At 39.9% G+C, this 17,214-nt stretch carries 14 protein-coding genes and 1 pseudogene; 13 read left to right on the forward strand and 2 right to left on the reverse strand.

Annotation, left to right across the window (positions count from 1 at the left end; genetic code table 11):
* Positions 1–94: 94 nt before the first annotated feature.
* From HBN42_RS05715 to HBN42_RS05745, 7 genes are all read left to right on the forward strand, one after another.
* Entirely contained in the window at positions 95–1,867 is a 1,773-nt protein-coding gene (locus HBN42_RS05715) for an ABC transporter ATP-binding protein/permease (protein ID WP_165994101.1), read from the forward strand.
* Positions 1,860–3,545 carry an amino acid ABC transporter ATP-binding/permease protein gene (locus HBN42_RS05720; RefSeq protein ID WP_165994102.1) on the forward strand — a complete coding sequence of 562 codons (1,686 nt, stop codon included), beginning with the start codon at positions 1,860–1,862 and terminating at the stop codon, positions 3,543–3,545. The genes HBN42_RS05715 and HBN42_RS05720 overlap by 8 nt, the downstream gene beginning before the upstream one ends.
* Positions 3,526–4,119, forward strand: a complete 594-nt coding sequence (locus tag HBN42_RS05725) for an MptD family putative ECF transporter S component (RefSeq protein WP_165994103.1) — start codon at positions 3,526–3,528, stop codon at positions 4,117–4,119. Before HBN42_RS05720 ends, HBN42_RS05725 begins: the two co-directional genes overlap by 20 nt.
* Complete coding sequence (locus HBN42_RS05730) at positions 4,116–4,799, forward strand: energy-coupling factor transporter transmembrane component T family protein (protein WP_165994104.1); 684 nt, start codon at positions 4,116–4,118, stop codon at positions 4,797–4,799. Before HBN42_RS05725 ends, HBN42_RS05730 begins: the two co-directional genes overlap by 4 nt.
* Complete coding sequence (locus HBN42_RS05735) at positions 4,757–6,187, forward strand: ABC transporter ATP-binding protein (protein WP_165994105.1); 1,431 nt, start codon at positions 4,757–4,759, stop codon at positions 6,185–6,187. The genes HBN42_RS05730 and HBN42_RS05735 overlap by 43 nt, the downstream gene beginning before the upstream one ends.
* A gap of 139 nt (positions 6,188–6,326) precedes the next feature.
* Entirely contained in the window at positions 6,327–8,345 is a 2,019-nt protein-coding gene (gene recG / locus HBN42_RS05740; RefSeq protein WP_165994106.1) for an ATP-dependent DNA helicase RecG, read from the forward strand.
* 110 nt (positions 8,346–8,455) lie between these two features.
* A complete protein-coding gene (locus HBN42_RS05745; RefSeq protein WP_165994107.1) occupies positions 8,456–9,373 on the forward strand; it encodes an aldo/keto reductase in 918 nt (305 codons plus the stop codon).
* A 109-nt stretch (positions 9,374–9,482) separates the two neighbouring features.
* Here the strand turns inward: HBN42_RS05745 and HBN42_RS05750 are convergent, their stop codons facing one another.
* Complete coding sequence (locus HBN42_RS05750) at positions 9,483–10,445, reverse strand: asparaginase (RefSeq protein WP_165994108.1); 963 nt, start codon at positions 10,443–10,445, stop codon at positions 9,483–9,485.
* A gap of 70 nt (positions 10,446–10,515) precedes the next feature.
* On the opposite strand from HBN42_RS05750, the gene HBN42_RS05755 reads away from it, so the two are divergent.
* Entirely contained in the window at positions 10,516–11,904 is a 1,389-nt protein-coding gene (locus HBN42_RS05755) for a Cof-type HAD-IIB family hydrolase (RefSeq protein ID WP_165994109.1), read from the forward strand.
* A 63-nt stretch (positions 11,905–11,967) separates the two neighbouring features.
* Here HBN42_RS05755 and HBN42_RS05760 read toward each other — a convergent pair whose 3' ends face one another.
* A complete protein-coding gene (locus tag HBN42_RS05760) occupies positions 11,968–12,420 on the reverse strand; it encodes a universal stress protein (protein WP_165994110.1) in 453 nt (150 codons plus the stop codon).
* A 193-nt stretch (positions 12,421–12,613) separates the two neighbouring features.
* On the opposite strand from HBN42_RS05760, the gene HBN42_RS05765 reads away from it, so the two are divergent.
* The 5 genes and pseudogenes from HBN42_RS05765 to HBN42_RS05785 all read left to right on the forward strand — a co-directional run bounded on the left by HBN42_RS05765 (position 12,614) and on the right by HBN42_RS05785 (position 17,214).
* Positions 12,614–13,828, forward strand: a complete 1,215-nt coding sequence (locus tag HBN42_RS05765; protein ID WP_165994111.1) for a pyridoxal phosphate-dependent aminotransferase — start codon at positions 12,614–12,616, stop codon at positions 13,826–13,828.
* Positions 13,829–14,019: 191 nt separating this feature from the next.
* Positions 14,020–14,802 carry a GTP-sensing pleiotropic transcriptional regulator CodY gene (gene codY / locus HBN42_RS05770; protein WP_165994112.1) on the forward strand — a complete coding sequence of 261 codons (783 nt, stop codon included), beginning with the start codon at positions 14,020–14,022 and terminating at the stop codon, positions 14,800–14,802.
* Positions 14,803–14,805: 3 nt separating this feature from the next.
* Positions 14,806–15,354: a cysteine hydrolase family protein gene (locus HBN42_RS05775; protein WP_165994187.1), complete on the forward strand. Its 549-nt coding sequence runs from the start codon at positions 14,806–14,808 to the stop codon at positions 15,352–15,354.
* A gap of 225 nt (positions 15,355–15,579) precedes the next feature.
* Positions 15,580–16,922 (forward strand): annotated as a pseudogene (locus tag HBN42_RS05780) (FAD-dependent oxidoreductase); the annotation flags it as partial.
* Positions 16,915–17,214: a rhodanese-like domain-containing protein gene (locus tag HBN42_RS05785; RefSeq protein WP_165994113.1), complete on the forward strand. Its 300-nt coding sequence runs from the start codon at positions 16,915–16,917 to the stop codon at positions 17,212–17,214. The pseudogene HBN42_RS05780 and the gene HBN42_RS05785, both read left to right, overlap by 8 nt.

Consider the following 17,214-nt stretch of genomic DNA (forward strand, 5'->3'; position numbering starts at 1 on the left):
TTAGTTTTATGACAGCTAAGCTTACCTTATTAAGAAATGATACTTTTTAGGATAATCACTTACCATTTTGAAACTTAGAAAGATTAAGAGGTTTATGATAGAAAATAAAAAAACAATGAGTAGACAAGAAAAGGAAACCCTACTAAAACGCTTAAAGGAACGGATAGCTCCTAAGATGGGGCTGATTTATCTGGCAGCTTTTTTAGCCTGGTTACAGTTTCTTATGCGAGTTATTAGCTTTTACCTGATTGCTCAAAGCTGCTATCGTTTATATCAAGGCAAAACAGTTCATCTACTGTATCTTGGCTTGGCACTTCTAGGGCTCAATTTTTGTGGCTTTCTTTTGGCTCTTTTTGCTAAAAAATTGCAGGGGGTTGCATCACAATATGCCAGAGATTCCTTGAAAAAATCCTTTTTTGATGCCTTTATTGCTAGAGACGGGCACTTTGAGGAAAATACGACCTTGGCAGATACCTTTACAGTGGCTTCACAGGGTATAGATAGTTTAGATACTTATTACTCTCATTATCTGTCACTGTCACTAAGAACCCTTTTGAATTGTAGTAGTGTTCTGCTCATTCTTTGCTTTATTTTCCCGAAAGGGGTCTTACTTTTTCTTCTTTCCTTACCCTTCATACCTATTTCCATACTGGCTATGCAAAAGCGTTCTAAAGCCATTATGAACCACTATTGGCATTCTTATATGGATGTAGGTAATCTTTTTTTGGATGATTTAAAGGGCTTAAATACCCTTTATTCCTATCAGGTTGATCAGGACTATGAAGAAGAGTTTTTAAGAAAGGCCGAGGACTTTAGGCTTGCGACCATGCGTTTGTTATCCTTTCAGCTGCAGGCTGTCGCTTATATGGATAGTATTATGTATTTGGGCATAGGTCTTTCTGGTTTATTAGCTGTTCATGCCTTGATTGCTGGACAGCTCAGCCTAGCTTCTTTTATTTTTTTCATCCTGATAGCAACTGAATTTTTTGCCCCAATCCGAGAACAGGGCTATGGAATGCACCTGGTCATGATGAATACTAAAATGGCTGATCGCATTTTTAGCTTTTTGGATAGTATCTCTTTGGAACCTGAAAGAGAAGACTTGCTTGGTGCGCAGTTGTCAGCCTTTGATAGCCTAAGTCTGGTTGATCTTTCTTTTTCCTATGACCAAAATCCCTTATTGGAAGACATTAACCTGACCCTTAAAAAGGGACAGATAACTGCTCTGGCAGCTGTCTCAGGTCTGGGCAAGACAAGCCTTGCCCAGCTCTTTTTGAAGCGGCTGACTCCTCTTAGTGGAGCTATTTATTTTGGAGATAAGGAAATAGCTGAGCTTAGTCAGAAAGCTATTAATCAGGAAGTCATGTATGTGTCTGATCAATCCTATATCTTAGATAAAAGCATCTATGATAACTTAGCTATGGCAACAGATATGTCCAAAGCTCAACTCATGGATTGGCTTGAAAGGACAAATAGCCTAGCCTTTATCAAAGACTTACCTGATGGCCTTGATAGCCTTGTTGGTGAAAATGGCCAAAACTTATCACCTGGTCAAAGACAGCAGCTTGTTTGTCTGCGCGCCCTCTTGGCCAAGCGTTCTTTTTATATCTTTGATGAAATAACAGCCAGTGTGGATAGTGAAAATGAAGCTTTGATTTTGGACTTGATTGGCAAGGTAGCAAAAGAAGCCATTGTCTTGATGATTACCCATAAGATGAAGCAAGTTGCTCTGGCTGATCAGGTTCTATTTTTGGAGGCTAAAGGAAAATCTCAGCTAGCTAGTCCAGCCAGCTTATATGCTACAAATGAGGTTTACCGTCACTTGGTTGATACTCAGGCTAGATTGGAGGCTAATTACTATGGTTAAAAAAGGACAGAAAGATCTTCATGTGGTCAGACGTTTACTTCAGCTCATGAAAAACTTATTGCCTTTTATTGCTCTGGCAGTACTTTTTGCAGTTCTGGGCTTTGTGCTTACTGTTTTGATACCGGTACTTTTAGTTTATCTAGCTTTAAATGGCCTCACAGGGCAAGTGTTTCCCACTTATTTTTGGTTTCTTTTCATAGGTTTGGCACTTTTAAGAGGGGCCTGCCGTTACGGAGAGCATTACTTTGGTCACTATGTGGCCTTTCATACTTTGGCTAAATTGAGGGGCTTGGTCTTTAGAAAGCTACGTCTTTTGACACCAGCTGCTCTAGATCAGACAGACAGCGGCCACTTGTTAAAAATGATTGGTGAGGATATTGAAGCACTGGAAATCTTTTTTGCTCACACCATTGCTCCTATTTGTACGGGGATATTGTCAGCCTTGCTGATCATCCTTACTTTTGGCTATTTTAGTTTTCCCTTGGCCTTAATAGCTTTGCTGATTTATCTCTTACTGGCTCTTGTGATTCCTCTTTATTTTGCTAAGGACTTAGAAGCCCTTATTGCTAAGCAGACAGGGGAGCGTAAAGCCTATGCTTCAGCCTTTATTGAGAGCTTGAGAGCTATGAAGGATTTGTTGCAATTTCAAGTTGTTCAGAATCATTTTGACCAGCTAAATGAAAGCAGTCGTAAGGTTAATAAGTCTGAACGTCGGATTGCCCAAAAGCAATTTATGCAGTTAACCATGACCTTCTTCATAGTCGGTTTAGGGCTCTTACTTTTTGGACTGCAAGATTTTTATCAGATACAGTTACAGACTTTGTCATTTTCTCAAGGTTTGTTGCTGTTAATAGCTTTTTCATCCTCCTTTGCCCCTTTTCTAGAACTAGGAAGACTGCCCCTGGGTTTTAAAAGAGCCATCTACGCTGCTAAGCATTTGTTTGCTCTGCTAGATCAGAAAGAAGCTCTTGTAAAAGGTGGTGCGGAAATCGAATCAGTTGATCAGATTGCAATTGAGGACTTGAATTTTTCTTATAGCCCTGTTAGTCACCCTCTTTATAAAGATCTATCAGCTATTTTTTCACAAAATGGTATAATAGCTATTCAAGGAGAATCAGGTTCAGGCAAGTCAACTTTGATGAAGCTGATTATGCGTTGGTATCCTTGGCAAGATGGCAAGATTTACTTGCATGGGAGGGATAGCCTGGAATTAGATCCCCTGGCCTTGCAAAAAAAGATTGCCTATTTACCACAGCACCCCCAACTTTTCCAGCAAAGTATTCGAGACAATCTCACTCTAGGTCGGCCTGCTATTAGTGATGCTGCCATTTGGGAGCTGGCTCAAAGGTGTGGGATGAAAGAACGTCTCTTGGCTTGTGATCAAGGTCTTGATACACTTGTTTCAGATCCTAACATGTTTTCAGCAGGGGAAAGACAACGCTTAGAGCTAATGCGTGCTCTCTTAAAAAAAGTAGATTGCTATATTTTTGATGAGCCAAGCTCACACCTAGATTCGCTTAATGAAGCACTCTTAATCAGTATTATAAAAAAAGAATGCCATGGTTTAGTCTTTTTGATCTCGCACCGCTTGTCAACGCTAGCTTGTGCAGATCGTATTTTCCGACTAGATCAAGGTCAATTAAAGGAGATTTATAGGAATGAAGAATTTGAAACTTAAGGATATTATTTTAACAGGTGCTTTTTCAGCTCTCTACTTTATCTGTGTAGGGCTGGGAACACTTATTAGTATTTTTCTGGATAAATCAGGCAATATGATTTATGCCCCAGCCTTTGCTGGTCTTTTAGGCGGAACAGTTTACTTTCTACTAGTGGCTAAAATTCAAAAATTTGGGGCTATCACTATGCTGGGTGCCATTATGGGATTTTTCTTCTTTTTGACTGGGCATTTTGTGGCCGCCCTATTTCCAGCCCTTATTTTTGGACTTTTGGCTGATGGACTAGCCTATCTTGGTCGCTACCAAAAACAGTCTATTAACCTATTGTCCTATATCCTCTTTTCCTTTGCCAATACAGGTCCTATTATTTTGATGTGGTTCTTACGAGATACTTATATTAAGAGCCTATTGGCCCGTGGAAAGGATATGGCCTATGTCAACCGTGTTATGGTTGATTTGACCCTAGCAAATGTTTCTTTCTTTATCTTTACTGTCTGCTTAGGAGCTCTTTTAGGAGGTCTCTTTGGGCAAAGACTATTGAAGAAACACTTTATGAAATCTGGTATGCTTTCATGACATTAGACGTTCGAACAAAGCTTTTATTGCTGGTTCTAGCCAACTTAACCTTCTTATTTCGGATCACAGATTGGCTTGAGGTCATGATTATTTCCGTCTTTATAGTTGTTTTGTACCTCCTAGGAAAAAGAAAATCCGCCCTAAACTATGCCCTTGCTTTTGTTTTGTTAAGTATTATTGCAGAGCTTCCTTTAGAGTTTTTGCCAGATTATTTGTTTAGAGTGCTTTCTTTGCTGATAGTAGCTGCAAAGCTTTTCTTACCGACTTGTCTAGCAGCAACTATTTTGCTGCGGACGACAAGTGTCTATGAATTGGTGCATGGCTTGCGCAAATGGCATTTTCCAGAGATGCTTTTACTAACCTTCGCAGTGATGATGCGTTTTTTGCCGCAAATTAAGGAAGAAGCAGAAGTGATCCAGCAATCTTTGAAACTTAGAGGCATCTTTTTGCGCAAGAGAGATATGATCAGGCATCCCAAGCTTTATTTGGAATACCTTTTGGTGCCCTTACTCATGTCTTTATTAAGAAGTAGTCAGGAATTAACACTTTCCACCTTAACAAAAGGCTTGGCTATCAAAAAGGGTGCTACAGAGTGTTTTAGGTCACGCTTAGCCTTTACAGATTGGGGGATTCAACTATGGATACTTATAAGTATGGTTTATATGATAGTGACCTGGTAAAGGCAAAAGACCTCTTATTTACCTATGCTTCACGCAAGGAATTTGCCTGTCAGATCAAAGAGGCCACTATTAAAAAGGGAGAGCTCATTGTTCTTTGTGGTAAATCAGGTTCAGGCAAATCGACTTTTTTAAAATTGATCAATGGCTTAATTCCAGAATACTTTCCAGGCCACCTAGAGGGCCAGCTAACTGTGGGGGAAATGGCAATAGGCCAAGTCAGTGTAGAAGATTTGTCTCGGCAGGTTGCCTGTGTTTTTCAAAATCCCTCTAGTCAATTCTTTTACCGTGAGGTGAAACATGAGCTGGTTTTTCCTTGTGAAAACCAAGGGATAGAGCCTCAAAAGATCAAAGAAAAATTAGTCCAGGTGGCCAATGATTTTTCCTTTTCTGACCTGTTAGAAAGAGAGATGTATAGTCTGTCTGGCGGGCAAAAGCAGCGCGTGGCTATTGCTAGCGCTATTATGCAAGGGTCTGAGTTGATCTTATTTGATGAACCGACAGCCCATCTAGATAATCAGGGGATTGCTAAGGTTAGAGCTTATCTGGCTGCCCTAAAAGAGGCAGGCAAAACCATTATTATTGCAGAACATCGTCTCAGTTATTTAAGGGATTTAGCTGATCGTTATTTTTATTTTCAAGATGGTTGTCTAGCAGAGACTTTTTCTGCCCAGGACTTTTACAAGCTAAGTAGGAGTCAGCAAAGAGCTTATGGCTTGCGCTCCTTTGATTTAGATCCCGTGCAAGAAGAACTTAATAAGCTAAAATGCAAGGAGTCTGCTCATAACCATGATCACTTGCAAATTAAGGGACTTCAGCTTAAAGCAGGGAAAAAAGAACTAACCTACATTGATCAGCTCAGCTTTAAAAAGGGAAGTATTACTGGACTTGTGGGTCCAAATGGTATCGGCAAGTCTCGTTTTGCTGCTTATTTGGCGGGGATATTTGAAGATAAGAAAGCTCTGATCAGCTTAGACGGCAAGTCTTTAGGAGCAAAGGAACGCCTAGCTCATACAGCCATTGTCCTGCAAAATGTGCGTTTACAATTATTTGCTGACAGTGTCTCTAAGGAATTGTGCCTGGGACAGGATCGTGAGCTTAACCTGACTGAAATTAGTCAGGAATTGGGGCTGCTTCCCTTGTTGGATAAGCATCCTATGAGTTTATCTGGTGGTGAACAACAAAGGGTCATGATTGCTTCTTGCCTCTTATCAGACAAAGACATTTTTATTTTTGATGAACCAAGCAGTGGGCTGGACTTAGAGCATATGACGACACTTTCACACTTGCTTGAAGATTTGAAGGCTAAAGGAAAGATTATCATTTTAATCTCTCATGACGAAGAACTGCTCTTAGATGCCTGTGATAGTATCTATGAGATGCCTCATTAGAGATAGTCTTTCTTACTGCAGTTTACTTAATAGATAAGGTCTGGAGCAAGTGCTCCAGACTTTTTACCGTGCTAAAGTCCTAAAACTCTTGTATAATGGATACGAGAGTTGTTAAATAAGGCTGAATGAAAGGAATATCATGTTAGACTTACGATCACCAATTGCAGGCCTCAAAGGCTTAGGTCCAAAATCAGCAGAAAAATTTCAAAAACTAGAGATCTTTACTGTTGAAGACCTCCTTTTGTATTATCCTTTTCGCTATGAAGATTTTAAGAGTAAGTCTGTTTTTGAACTGCAAGATGGTGAAAAGGCTGTTATTAATGGTCTAGTAGTAACTCCGGCAACAGTCCAATATTATGGCTTTAAAAAAAATCGTTTGTCTTTTAAACTGAAACAAGATGAATTGGTCATTGCAGTCAATTTTTTCAATCAGCCCTATCTGGCAGATAAGATTAGTTTGGAAAAAGAAATTGCGATCTTTGGGAAATGGGATCAAAAAAAGGCTAGCTTGACTGGGATGAAGGTCTTGATGACCCTAGAAGATGATATGCAGCCGGTTTATCATACGGTTCAAGGTATCAGTCAGGCGGCCCTGATCAAGGCCATTAAATCAGCCTTTGACAGTGGACTTTTGGAGCAGTTGGAAGAAAATATTCCTGATCAGCTTATAGCAAAGTATTGCCTGATGCCAAGAAAAGAAGCTGTCAGAGCTATGCATTTTCCAAAGGACTTAAAGGAATATCGGCTGGCTCTGAGGCGTATAAAATTTGAAGAACTCTTTTACTTTCAAATGCATCTACAACTTTTGAAATATGCTAATAAAAAAGAAAGTTCAGGCTTAAGGATTCCTTTTGATGCTGAAAAAGTAAAAGAAAAGCTTGCATCTCTGCCATTTCCCCTAACAGAAGCACAAAAAAGAAGCTTATCAGAGATATTAGAAGACATGGCGTCTGGAAAACACATGAATCGGCTCTTACAAGGGGATGTTGGATCCGGTAAAACGGTCATTGCGAGCATGGCCATGTATGCCGCTTATAGTGCGGGTTTTCAGTCTGCTCTCATGGTGCCAACTGAAATTTTAGCCCAACAGCATTACCAAAGTTTAAGTGAATTATTTCCTCAATTGTCCATTGCTATTTTGAGGTCAAATATGAAGGTTGCTGAAAAAAGGACAGCTTTGGCCGCCATAGCTGATGGTTCCGTTGACATGATAGTAGGGACTCATGCGCTCATTCAAGAGGCTGTCAACTACCATAAGCTAGGGCTGGTTATCACTGATGAACAGCATCGTTTTGGTGTCAAACAAAGGCAGATTTTTAGAGAGAAGGGCGAAAATCCTGACGTTCTCATGATGACGGCAACGCCAATTCCTAGAACCTTGGCTATCACCTCATTTGGTGAAATGGATGTCTCTACCATTGATGAATTACCAGCAGGACGAAAACCAATTATTACCCGCTGGATAAAGCATCAGCAGTTAGATAGTGTTTTAACTTGGATGTCTAAAGAAATTGCCAAAGGCGCTCAAGTCTATGTCATCTCACCCCTGATAGAAGAATCAGAGGCACTTGATTTAAAAAATGCAGTTGCCTTAGAAGAAGAATTGAAAGACTATTTTAAGGACAGGGCAAGAATTGCTCTCATGCATGGAAAAATGAAAAATGAAGAAAAAGATGCCATCATGCAGGACTTTAAAGACCAAAAAACAGATATCTTGGTCTCTACAACAGTTATCGAAGTAGGTGTCAATGTTCCCAATGCAACCATTATGTTAATTATAGATGCTGACCGTTTTGGTCTTAGTCAATTGCATCAGTTACGAGGCCGAGTTGGTCGTGGGCATAAGCAGTCCTATGCTGTTCTTGTGGCCAATCCCAAGACAGATTCTGGTAAGGAACGCATGAACATTATGACAAAAACCAATGATGGCTTTGTCCTAGCTGAGGCTGATTTAAAGATGAGAGGTTCTGGAGAGATCTTTGGAACCCGTCAGTCAGGTATTCCAGAGTTTAAAACGGCGGATCTAGTGGAAGATTACCCCATACTGGAAGAAGCAAGACGCGTCGCTGTTCAAATAGCATCTGATGACAATTGGAAAAAGGATCCAAGATGGCAGGTCATTGTTTCGAATTTGACATTAAAAATAGCCTTTGATTAGTCAGGTTAAGGCAGGCCCTCTGGGAGATGATTGAAAAAACAATTAAATCTCAGAAATCGTTTTCAAAAAATGGTATACTGAAACTACTAAAAGAATCTAAGGAGAAGGATATGTTGAGGCAGAAAATAGGCCAGACCCCACTTGAGGCTTCTAGACTTGCACTTGGTTGTATGCGAATGGCTGGGCTGGAAATGCGTGAGGCTGAGAGGGTCATTGCAACAGCCATGGACGAAGGTATCACTTTTATTGATCATGCAGATATCTATGGTGGTGGTGAATCAGAAAGACGATTTAGCCAGGCTTGTAAAAATCTGGGATTGGGTCGTGACCACTATCTCCTGCAATCAAAATGTGGTATCAGACGGGGCTACTTTGATTTTTCTAAGGATCATATTATCCAATCAGTTGAGGGGATATTAAAACGTTTGGATACGGATTATCTGGATGTCTTATTACTGCATAGACCAGATATTTTGGTAGAGCCAGAAGAGGTAGCTCAGGCCTTTACAGAGCTTGAGAAGGCTGGGAAGGTGAGATACTTTGGCCTTAGTAACCAAAACTCTCATCAAATAGAGCTTCTACAATCTTATTTGGACCAAAAGTTGGCCATTAATCAAATGCAACTGTCCCCAGCTCATACACCGATGTTTGATGCCTCAGTCAATGTCAATATGAGAAACCAGGCTGCTATTGACAGAGATAATGGGGTTATTGAATATTGTCGGAAAAATCAGTTGACCATTCAAGCCTGGTCACCATTTCAAATTGATTTAGGCAAGGGTCTCTTTATAGGAAATCCTGACTATGATGAATTAAACCAAACCCTCTCTGATATTGGACAAAAGTACGGGGTTTCAGATGAAGCTGTGGTCATTGCCTGGATTTTACGTCATCCAGCCAAGATGCAAGCTATTGTTGGTTCAATGAACCCAGACCGTTTGAAGAGGATTGCTCAGTCTACCAGCTTTGAACTTACAAGGCCAGAGTGGTACCAAATATACAGAAGCGCTGGCAACACCTTGCCATAAAGACTCTTTTTAAGATTTTTCTTTTGAATCCTTTGAAAAAATTGTGGGGTTGAAAGCAGAAAAAAATAGCTATTAAAATAGGATTGGGAAAATGACTCCCAATCCTATTTTAGCCTTCGATATAATCTTTTAGTTCCTTGCCCTTTAAGCCTGCATTTAAAGCGATGAGTAGTTTTAATCTGGCCTTTGGAGCGTTTAGCTCTTTGACAAACATGACGCTAGCCTCTTGAAGCATGGCTCCGCCTCCTTGATAGGCATATACGGGCTCTGCGATGCCATTAAAACAGCGAGAGACTAAGACTACTGGAATGCCAGCAGCACTAATTTTTTCCACTTCTGGCATGGCAAGTGGGGGGATATTGCCAGCCCCTAAGGCTTCGATAACCAGTCCCTGGATATTATCTGGCGATAGGAGGCTAAGGATACTCCCATCTCCCATTCCAGCATAGGCCTTTATGATGGGAACTGTACCAGATATGGAATTCAGGTCAAAGCGAACTCGAGGCTCTGCTCTTTTAAAGAATAATAAGTCCTTTTTCATAATAATGCCAATCGGACCATGAGTTGGGGTTTGAAAGGTTGAGATATTAGTGGTATGGGTTTTGGTGACGTACTTGGCAGCATGTATTTCATCGTTCATAACCACTAAGACCCCCTTACCTTTGGCCTTATCGTGACTGGCAACTCTTAAGGCAGTTAAGTAATTATAGATGCCATCGCTTCCTATTTCATTGGAGCTTCTCATGGCACCAGTAATGACAATGGGAATGTCAGGGACTTCCATGGTATCTAAAAAGTAGGCTGTTTCTTCCAAGGTATCTGTTCCGTGGGTAATGACAATGCCATCATAGGACTGGCCTAGCTCTTTGATCTTATGATAGAGTTTTAGCATATGTCTTGGTGTGATATGAGGGCTAGGTAAATTAAAGAAATCAATGACAGTCAGCTGGATATTTTCTAAGTCAAGGCCAACATGGGTCATTGGGTTGATATCATTGGTTGATACTTTTCCTGTGGTATCAGCCTGCATAGAAATAGTCCCTCCGGTATGTAAGACTAGAATTTGTTTCATTATTCGTCATTCTTCCTTTAAAATATGGTATAATCTATTCTATCATAAATAGAAGAGAGTAAAAAAGGTTTTGACAATTAAGGCAGTCTTTTTTGACATTGACGGGACACTTTTAAATGATCGGAAAAATGTTCAAAAAACAACACAAAAGGCTATTCAAAGTTTAAAAAAACAAGGGATAATGGTTGGTTTGGCGACTGGTCGAGGCCCTGGTTTTGTACAACCTTTTTTAGAAAACTTCAACATTGATTTTGCGGTGACCTATAATGGTCAATACATCCTAACAAGAGATAAAATCTTGTACCAAAATCAGTTGCCTAAATCGATGATCTATAAGATTATTAGGTATGCTAGTGACAAGAAAAAAGAAGTTTCTTTAGGGACAGCTTCAGGCTTAGCCGGCTCTAGAATCATTGACATGGGTACCAGTCAATTTGGTCAGGTGGTTTCTAGCATCGTTCCAAGAAGCATGGTCACAACAGTTGAGAGTAGCTTTAAGAATCTGATTCGACGGGTTAAGCCACAGAGTTTCAACAACTTAGTCACTATTATGCGTGAGCCCATTTACCAAATAGTGATGGTGGCTTCAGCAGAAGAAACTGTTGAAATTAAAGAGAAATTCCCTCATATCAAGATAACAAGAAGTAGCCCCTACTCAATCGATTTATTATCGGTTGATCAGTCTAAAATCAAGGGGATTGAGCGTCTAGGACAAATGTTTGGTTTTGAATTATCAGAGGTCATGGCCTTTGGTGATTCTGACAATGATTTGGAAATGCTGGCTGGTGTCGGAGTAGGTGTTGCCATGGGCAATGCCGAAGAGGGCGTGAAAAGCGGTGCTCACTTTACCACTGCCTCAAACAATAATGGTGGCATTAGTAAAGCCCTGGCTCACTATGGTCTTATCCATTTAGATGTTGAAAAAAGCTTTAAGAGCCGTGATGAGAACTTCAACAAGGTTAAGGACTTCCACCGTGTCATGGATGGGGATACCATTGAAACACCTCGTGGTTATTCCTTGCAGGGGGCTGGACATCGCACCAATTTTAAGGTAGAAGAACTGGTAGAATTCCTCTTTGCGGCCAGCCAGGGTGATAAAGGTCAATTTACTCAGGCCTTAATGGATATGCATTCTGCCATTGATCAGGCTGCTATGAAGGTGCAATCAAAAGAACATAAGGAATCACCACTGGTAGGACAGGTTGATGCCTTAACGGACTTACTATACTTTACCTATGGTTCCTTTGTTTTGATGGGTGTTGATCCACAGCCTATCTTTGAAACGGTTCATGAGGCTAATATGGGCAAATTATTTCCAGACGGCAAAGCCCGCTTTGACCCGAACAGTCATAAAATATTAAAACCTGAATATTGGGAAGAACATTATGCGCCTGAGAAGGCCATTAAAAAAGAGTTGGATAAACAACTACAAAAATCCTTACAACGCTTAGAAAAATAAAAACTTGGCTATGATTCTATCTTTTAAAGAGACAGATCATAACCAAGCTTTTTTAGTTATTAATTATAAAGTTTTTTTAGTGTCACGTACGACAAGAAGGTCAACTTTAGCATTACGTAGTATATACTCTGATGAAGAACCAATTAACAGACGTTCAAAGGTGTTAAGACCAGTAGCTCCAACCATGATAAGATCAACGTTTTCACGGTCAGGAATATCGTGAGCCAACAAGTTTTTAGGATTACCAAACTCAATGACTTGCTTGATATTTGTGATACCTTGATCCCGGGCTTGTTGTTCTAAGGTGCTAAGAACTTCTTTAGCTTCTGTTTCTAGTTTGTCATAGATATAAGTATCAAAAGTTGCTACACTTTGTAATGCGCGTGTGTCAACGACGTGAGCTAAGATTAATTGGGCATCGTTTCTAAGAGCGACATTGACAGCCTTATTAAAGGCTAGCTCAGATTCATATGACCCATCAACAGCGACCAGTATGTGTTCATATTTTTGTATCATAGTAGTGTCCTCCTTTGTACACTTGAAGTGGATTCCTTCTATATCATTATTATACTCCTTTTTTTAAAAATTTGAAAGCGATTGTTTTTTTCTGAAACCTCAATGAATCTGCTTTTTCAAGTGGGCTTTTATAGAAAATTCTTCCTATTTTTTTTGATTTTGTTTATAATAAAAGCTACGAGGTAGGTGAAATATGAAAATTTTTGAGAAGTCTTCCAAATTAGAACATGTTGCATATGACATTCGTGGTCCAGTCTTAGAAGAGGCCGATCGGATGATCGCTAGTGGTGAGAAAATTCTTCGTTTAAATACTGGTAATCCTGGTGCCTTTGGTTTTGAAGCCCCAGATGAGGTCATTCGTGATTTGATTATCAATGCAAGAAACAGCGAAGCTTACTCTGACAGTAAGGGGATCTTTTCTGCCCGCAAGGCCATCATGCAATATTGCCAATTGAGAAATTTTCCAGAGGTGGATATTGATGATATCTATCTGGGAAACGGAGTGTCCGAATTAATTTCCATGTCCCTACAAGCTCTGCTTGATGATGGAGATGAAGTTTTGGTTCCCATGCCTGATTATCCCCTGTGGACTGCCTGTGTGAGCTTAGGTGGGGGACATGCTGTTCACTATTTGTGTGATGAAGAAGCCGACTGGTATCCTGATATTGATGACATCAAGTCTAAGATTAGCAGTAGAACAAAGGCAATTGTGATCATTAATCCTAATAATCCAACTGGTGCACTCTATCCCAAAGAAGTTTTAGAGGATATTGTAGCTCTTGCAAGAGAGCACCAACTGATTATTTTCGCCGATGAGATCTATGATCGTGTGGTCATGGATGGAGGTGAGCATATAGCAGTAGCTAGTCTTGCCCCTGATGTTTTTTGTGTGTCAATGAATGGTCTATCTAAATCACATCGCATTGCCGGTTTTCGTGTGGGGTGGATGGTTCTGTCAGGACCTAAAGAACATGTACGTGGTTACATAGAAGGTCTCAATATGCTGGCCAATATGCGTCTATGCTCAAACGTCCTAGCTCAACAGGTGGTTCAAACCTCATTAGGCGGATACCAGTCTGTTGATCAACTATTACTTCCAGGCGGTAGGATCTATGAACAAAGAAACTACATCTATAAGGCTATCAATGACATTCCAGGTCTATCTGCTGTCAAACCTAGAGCTGGTTTGTATATCTTCCCAAAAATTGATCGACAAATGTATCATATTGATGATGATGAGCAGTTTGTTTTGGATTTGCTCAAGCAAGAAAAAGTCATGCTGGTTCATGGACGTGGCTTTAACTGGAAAGATCCTGATCATTTCCGAATTGTCTATCTGCCAACTGTTGAAGAATTAGGAGATGTCCAAGAAAAAATTACACGGGTTTTGAGCCAATATAAACGTTAATAAAATTCTCATAAAAGGTTCAGTATGGAAAATATTTTTTTGTACTGAACATTATTTTATGAATAAAGCTTGATATGGAGGACTTTTAGAAATTGTAGAAATAGTAAACAATTTTCTGAAAATTCCTTGCGTATTCTAGGGTCCTTTGATATAATTGAGACGCAAAATATATCGAAGGATAAAGGTGAAAAATGCCAAATTTATTAGAAAAAACACGTAAAATTACCTCCATTCTCCAACGCTCTGTGGACAGTTTGGAGACTGTATTACCATACAATACCATGGCTTCTCGTCTAGCCGATATCATTGATTGCAATGCTTGTATTATTAATGGTGGTGGAACACTTCTAGGTTATGCTATGAAGTACAAGACAAACAATGACCGTGTTGAAGAGTTTTTTGAAGCTAAGCAGTTTCCAGAGTCTTATGTGAAGTCAGCTAGCCGTGTTTATGATACTGAAGCTAATGTGACAGTTGACAATGAGTTATCAATTTTCCCAGTTGAGTCTAAAGATATCTACCCTGACGGTTTGACAACCATTGCCCCTATTTATGGTGGTGGTATGCGCTTGGGTTCTCTTATTATCTGGAGAAATGATAAAAAATTTAATGACGAAGATTTGATATTGATTGAGATCTCGAGTACCGTAGTTGGTATTCAGTTATTAAACCTCCAAACAGAAAACCTTGAAGAAACCATCCGCAAGCAAACAGCTGTTAATATGGCTATGAATACTCTGTCTTATTCAGAAATGAAGGCAGTGGCAGCTATCTTGGGTGAACTTGAAGGACATGAGGGACGCCTTACAGCCTCAGTTATTGCCGATCGAATTGGTATTACCCGTTCAGTTATTGTTAATGCCTTGCGTAAACTTGAAAGTGCCGGCATTATTGAAAGTCGTTCCTTAGGAATGAAGGGAACTTACCTCAAGGTTATTAACGAAGGAATATTTGATAAGTTAAAGGAAGTGTAGAAAATTACTAAAGCTCTTATAAACATTGATTATACATACGATTTTGTAGCAGATGATGGGAAGCTTACTGTAGGGAAACCTGCACAATTTATTGAAAAAGCCATAACTCGAGTTACAAAAGAGAATTTTCAAGCAGGTCATTACATTTTTTTTGCTGTAGATGAACATGACTTGGATGATGAGTTTCATCCAGAGAAGAAACTTTTTCCACCGCACAATTTAAGAAATACAAGTGGAAGAGAACTCTACGGCTCACTAGGCCAGTTTTACCAAGAAATTAAGGATGATAGTCGCGTTTTCTGGATAGATAAACGTTATTATTCTGCCTTTTCTGGCACACAATTGGATATCCTCCTAAGGGAGAGAAAGGTAGATGCCCTGGTTCTGGTAGGACTGATGACAGATATTTGCGTACTGCATACTGCCATAGCTGCTTATCATTTAGGTTATCAGATTGAAATTTTCAAAGAAGCAGTTGCTAGCTTATCAGAAACCAGTACTAATTGGGCACTCAATCATTTCGAGAAAGTTCTTGGAGCAAAAATCATATAAAAAAAGAAAGTCCTTAAAGTCCTTAGAAATAAGGACTTTTAAATATGTAGAAAAAGTGATGGCTAAAAGAAATCATCACTTTTTACTTGATTATTTGTCAGAGAAATCTCATGATAGGCAAAGAGATTGGCGAAGGTAGTGTGCTCTTTTGATAGATTCGCCCTGGTATCAGCCAATGGGGAGATGAGAAACTGAGTTTCTTATCTGAGATTAGATTCTTAAAAGGAAGACGCCGAAATTATTGTCTTTGATTGGGAACCCTATGTTTCCTTTGCTAACTGTGGTTTACCTATCATGTTTCTGGGGAAATCGCAGAGCGAAGCAGTCTATTAGTACAGACAGCAGATAGTCTAAAAGCAAGATTTGATTTAGATGTTCGACCTGAAACAGAAATTACAGCTATTAATCCACAGGATAAAACAGTTACAGCTGTGCATTTAGGTAAAACTTATAGAGAAAACTATGACAAATTGATCCTATCACCAGGAGCTAAAGCCTTCATTCCACAAATGCCAAGCTTGGATCAGGCTGACAATGTCTTTACTTTAAGAAATATTCCGAATCTAGATAAGATTATGGCACAGATTAAAAATCAAGGGGTTGGCAAAGCAACAGTTATTGGGGCGGGCTTTATTGGCCTTGAGATGGCTGAAAGCCTGTCCCATAGGGGGTTACCAGGTTACTATCATTGAAAAAGCACCGCATGTATTGCCTCCATTAGATGAAGAAATGGCAAGCTTTGTTCAAGCTGAACTCGTCAAGAATAAGATTAGACTTATTACAGGTCAAGATGCCTTGATTTATCTTTCCAGCCCAGCAAATCGCCAAGGCCGACAAGCGGCTGATGTCATTGCAGGCTTAAGCTGAAAAAAACAAGGGAAGTTTTGGGACAGCCATTGTCCGTGTCTTTGGATTGTCCGCGGCTTCAAAAGGACTGAGTGAGCGCCAAGCTAAAGAAAGCTTTGATGACCTAGCAGTCATTCATATTAGTGGAAAAGATCATGCCTCATACTTTCCGGGAGCAACTGATATCATTCTTAAATTAGTTTTTAGTAAAAATAGTGGTCGCATCTATAGAGCACAGGCTGTCGGACAAAAAGGCGTTGATAAACGTATTGATATCTTAGTTACCGCTATTAAGGATGGCTTGACTGTTGAGAACTTACCTGAGTTAGAATTCCCCTATGCTCCACCATTTGGCGCAGCCAAAGATCCCGTCAATATGGCAGGTTATGTGGCTACTAACATTCTTGAAGGAAGAAGTGAAAGTGTTCAATGGTATGAGTTAGAAGAAGAACTGGCTAAGGGTAAGAAACTAGTGGACGTTCGAACAGCAGCTGAATGTGCAAAGGCAAGTTTGCGGATGCTATTTATATTCCCTTAGATGACTTTCGTGGCTGCCTAAAGGAACTTGATAAAAACCAAGCTTATATTGTAAGCTGCATAGTGGTTTACGTTCCTATCTGGCAGAACGCATTCTTAAGCAAAATGGCTTTAGGGTTCAAAATTTGGATGGTGCCTATTCTCTCTACCAAAGTGTCTATCCAGAAAGGATTAAATATGTTTAAATCAGAAACCATTGCAGAATTACAAGACCAGCTTAGAAAAGGCAAGCTTGATCTGATTGATGTTCGTGAGGCCTTTGAATATGAAGCAGGACATGTACCTGGAGCAGTCAATATGCCCTTGAGTAACTTTGAGGAGACTTATAAACAATTGGATAAGAATACAAGCTACCATATCATCTGCCAATCAGGTGGACGTTCAGCACAGGCAGTCGCATTCTTAGATAATGAAGGCTTTAAAGATGTCATTAATGTTGATGGCGGAATAGGAGCATGGCTGGACTCTTTAGAATAA

Source organism: Streptococcus catagoni (genome assembly GCF_011421425.1).
GTDB lineage: Bacteria > Bacillota > Bacilli > Lactobacillales > Streptococcaceae > Streptococcus > Streptococcus catagoni.